The organism is Deinococcus pimensis DSM 21231 (genome assembly GCF_000519345.1).
Taxonomy (GTDB): Bacteria; Deinococcota; Deinococci; order Deinococcales; family Deinococcaceae; genus Deinococcus_A; species Deinococcus_A pimensis.
The window spans coordinates 13156-16125 of sequence record NZ_KI912648.1; the positions used below are offsets into that span (position 1 = coordinate 13156).

Here is a 2970-nt window from a genome sequence, read left to right on the forward strand (position 1 = left end):
AGCCGCAGCAGGCGCTGCGGCGCGTCACGCTCGACGTAGACGAGGGCCGTGCCGGGCCGCAGGTCGAACACCCGCGCGGGCACGCCGTCCACGTCGGCGTCGGGCAGCCTGCGTACGTGCACGGTGCCGCCCACCATGTGCGCCTCGGTGGAGGCGAGGTCGCCCTGCGCCCGCAGCCACAGCAGCAATGAGACGGGGTCGTGCAGGTCCGTGACGAGCGGCGCGGTGGCCTCGTCGCGGCCCTGCCGGACGGTGACGGTGCCGCCCTTGCGGTCCACGAGCGTCTCGAAGGACGCGCGGCGCCCGTCACCCTCGGCGTACCCGAGGCTGGTCAGGAGGCGTGGGTGCAGCCGGGAGGTCTGGACGCGCCGCAGGTCGGGCAGCACCCCGCCGAAGTCCGTCTGGACCCGCGCGACCCACGCGGACCGGTCGGGAGCGACCTGCCAGGTCTGCTCCCCGGCGTGCCGCCCCGCGAGGCTCAGCGTGAACGCGAAGGCCGAGGGGGGGCGCTGCGCGTCGTTCACCGCAGCGACCCCAGGAAGCTCTCGCCGGGACCGTCCCAGCTCGCGCCGAGGGCCTGCGCGACGGTCGCGCCGACGTCCGCGAAGGTGGCGCGCTCCCCGAGGTCCACCGCGCCGATGCCCGGGCGGTAAGCGAGGAGCAGGCCGTACTCGCGGGTGTGGTCCGTCCCGGTCCACGTGGGGTCGTTCCCGTGGTCGGAGACGAGGATCAGCAGGTCGCCGTCGTCGGTGGCCTCGAGGAGTTCGGGGAGGCGCGCGTCGAAGGCCGCGAGGGCCGCGCCGTACCCGGCCGGGTCGCGGCGGTGTCCGAACTTCGCGTCGAAGTCCACGAGGTTCGTGAAGATCAGGCCGCGCGCCCCCCGGCGCATCCGCGCGAGGGTCTTCCCGACGCCGTCGGCGTTGTCGTCCGTGTGGATCTCCTCGGTGAAGCCGGAGTGGTCGTAGATGTCGGGAATCTTGCCGATCCCGACGACGTCGAGTCCCGCCCCGTGCAGCGCGTCGAGGACCGTGCGGGGCGGCGTGAGGGAGAAGTCCTTGCGGGCCTCGTTCACCCGCTCGAAGGGAGGCTCGCCCCGGAAGGGCCGCGCGATGACGCGCGCCACGGCGTACTCGCCCGTCAGGATCTCACGCGCCGCGCGGCACCACCCGTAGAGCGTCTCCAGCGGCACGACGTCCACGTGCGTGGCGATCTGGAAGACGCTGTCCGCGCTGGTGTACACGATGGGGTTCCCGGTCCGGACGTGCTCCTCGCCGTAGTCGCGGATGACGTCCGTGCCGCTGTAGGGCAGGTTGCACAGCCAGCCGCGCCCCGTGGCTTCCGAGAAGCGGCGCATGACCTCCTGGGGGAAGCCCGAGGAGAAGGTGCGGAAGGGCTGCGCGAGCTGCACGCCCATGAACTCCCAGTGCCCGGTGGAGGTGTCCTTGCCGGGGGAGACCTCGCGCATGCGGCCGAAGGCGCCCCGCACCTCGCCCGCCCGGGGCACGTTCACGGTGGGGACCCGCGCGAGGCCCAGCCGCGCGAGGTTCGGCAGGCTCACCCCCGTGCGCTCCACGGTGTGGTTGAGGGTGTGCGCGCCCTCGTCGCCGAAGTCGCGCGCGTCGGGCAGGGCGCCCGCCCCGACGGAATCGAGGACGATCAGGGTGACCTTCACGCGAGGCTCCCGCGCGGCTCGGGGCGGAGTGTGTCGTGGCTCATGCCCGCAGTGTAGCGGCGCGCGCGGGACGCGGCGAGGGTGTCACGGACGCCGCCGGGGCGCGTGGTACCATTGCGCCAGCCCTATGACCGCACCCGAAACCCTCCCGACCGACCCGACCAGGCAGGTGCCCGTGCTGTCCGCGAGCCGTCTCGTGAAGACGTACGGCCGCCGCACGGTCGTGGGCGGCGTGGACCTCAACATCGCGCGTGGCGAGATCGTCGCGCTGCTCGGCCCGAACGGCGCGGGCAAGACCACCACCTTCTACATGATGGTCGGCTTCGTCCGGCCGCAGGACGGCGTCATCACCCTCTCCGGCGAGGACGTCACGAAGCTTCCCATGCACCGCCGCGCCCGGCTCGGGCTGGGCTACCTGCCGCAGGAGCCCAGCGCGTTCCGCCGCATGACCGCGCGGGACAACCTCCTCGCGATCCTGGAGTACCAGGGCCTGCCGCGCGCCCGGCAGGAGGAACGCGCCGCGCAGCTGCTCGAGGAATTCGGCCTCACGCGCCTCGCGGACAGCCTCGCCATCAGCCTTTCCGGCGGCGAGCGCAGGCGGCTGGAGATCGCGCGGGCCCTCACCACCGACCCGGACTTCATCCTGCTCGACGAGCCCTTCACGGGCGTCGACCCCAAGAGCGTCCGCGAGATCCAGCGGCTCATCCGCGACCTGCGCGAGCGGCGCGGCCTCGGCGTGTTCATCACGGACCACAACGTCCGCGAGACCATCGCCCTCGCGGACCGCGTGTACCTCATGTACGACGGGAAGGTGCAGTTCCACGGCACCCCCGAGGACTTCTGGCAGAACCCGGACGTGCGCGCCCGCTACCTCGGCGAGGACTTCGACCTCTGACCCTCCCCGGCGTCCCGGACGTCCGTTCTCAGGCCCCAGGAGTGTCCCCGTGTTCCTGCTCTTTCTCGGTTTCGTGGTGTTTCTCTCCGGCGTCGTCGCCTACTCCGCCGACACGATCGCGCGGCGGGTGGGTCGGCGGCACCTGCGTCTGTTCGGCCTGCGTCCCAAGACCACCGCCCTGATCGTCGCGGTGGGCGCGGGCATGCTCATCAGCTTCGTCAGCGTCCTCGCCTTCGGTCTCGCGAACCGTCAGGCGCTCCGCAACATCGCGCAGGCGGACCGGCTGCGGGTGGAGCTCCGCGACCTCAAGAAGGAGTTCGCGACCCTCAGGAGCACCGTCGACGACACGCGCGCCGCCCTCGCGGAGGCGCGCACGCAGGTCCGCACGCTCGAAGCGCGCCGC

Annotated in this window: 4 protein-coding genes; 2 read left to right on the plus strand and 2 right to left on the minus strand. The window is 72.7% G+C overall.

All coding sequences use genetic code 11. The features are described 5' to 3' along the window. The coding region (locus tag DEIPI_RS39865) for a DUF3108 domain-containing protein (RefSeq protein ID WP_027482123.1) at positions 1 to 524 on the minus strand (524 nt) is incomplete at its 3' end. Beyond that, a complete protein-coding gene (locus DEIPI_RS0113625; protein WP_027482124.1) occupies positions 521 to 1672 on the minus strand; it encodes a phosphopentomutase in 1152 nt (383 codons plus the stop codon). The genes DEIPI_RS39865 and DEIPI_RS0113625, both read right to left, overlap by 4 nt. A gap of 127 nt (positions 1673 to 1799) precedes the next feature. On the opposite strand from DEIPI_RS0113625, the gene lptB reads away from it, so the two are divergent. Both lptB and DEIPI_RS0113635 read left to right on the plus strand, forming a co-directional pair. After that, entirely contained in the window at positions 1800 to 2567 is a 768-nt protein-coding gene (gene lptB / locus DEIPI_RS0113630) for an LPS export ABC transporter ATP-binding protein (RefSeq protein ID WP_027482125.1), read from the plus strand. A 49-nt stretch (positions 2568 to 2616) separates the two neighbouring features. After that, on the plus strand, positions 2617 to 2970 hold a 354-nt coding region (locus DEIPI_RS0113635; RefSeq protein WP_027482126.1), incomplete at its 3' end, for a DUF3084 domain-containing protein.

Bases quoted from the DNA above. Each gene is read 5' to 3' on its own strand.
- lptB (WP_027482125.1), top strand. From the start codon at position 1,800: ATGACCGCACCCGAAACCCTCCCGACCGACCCGACCAGGCAGGTGCCC.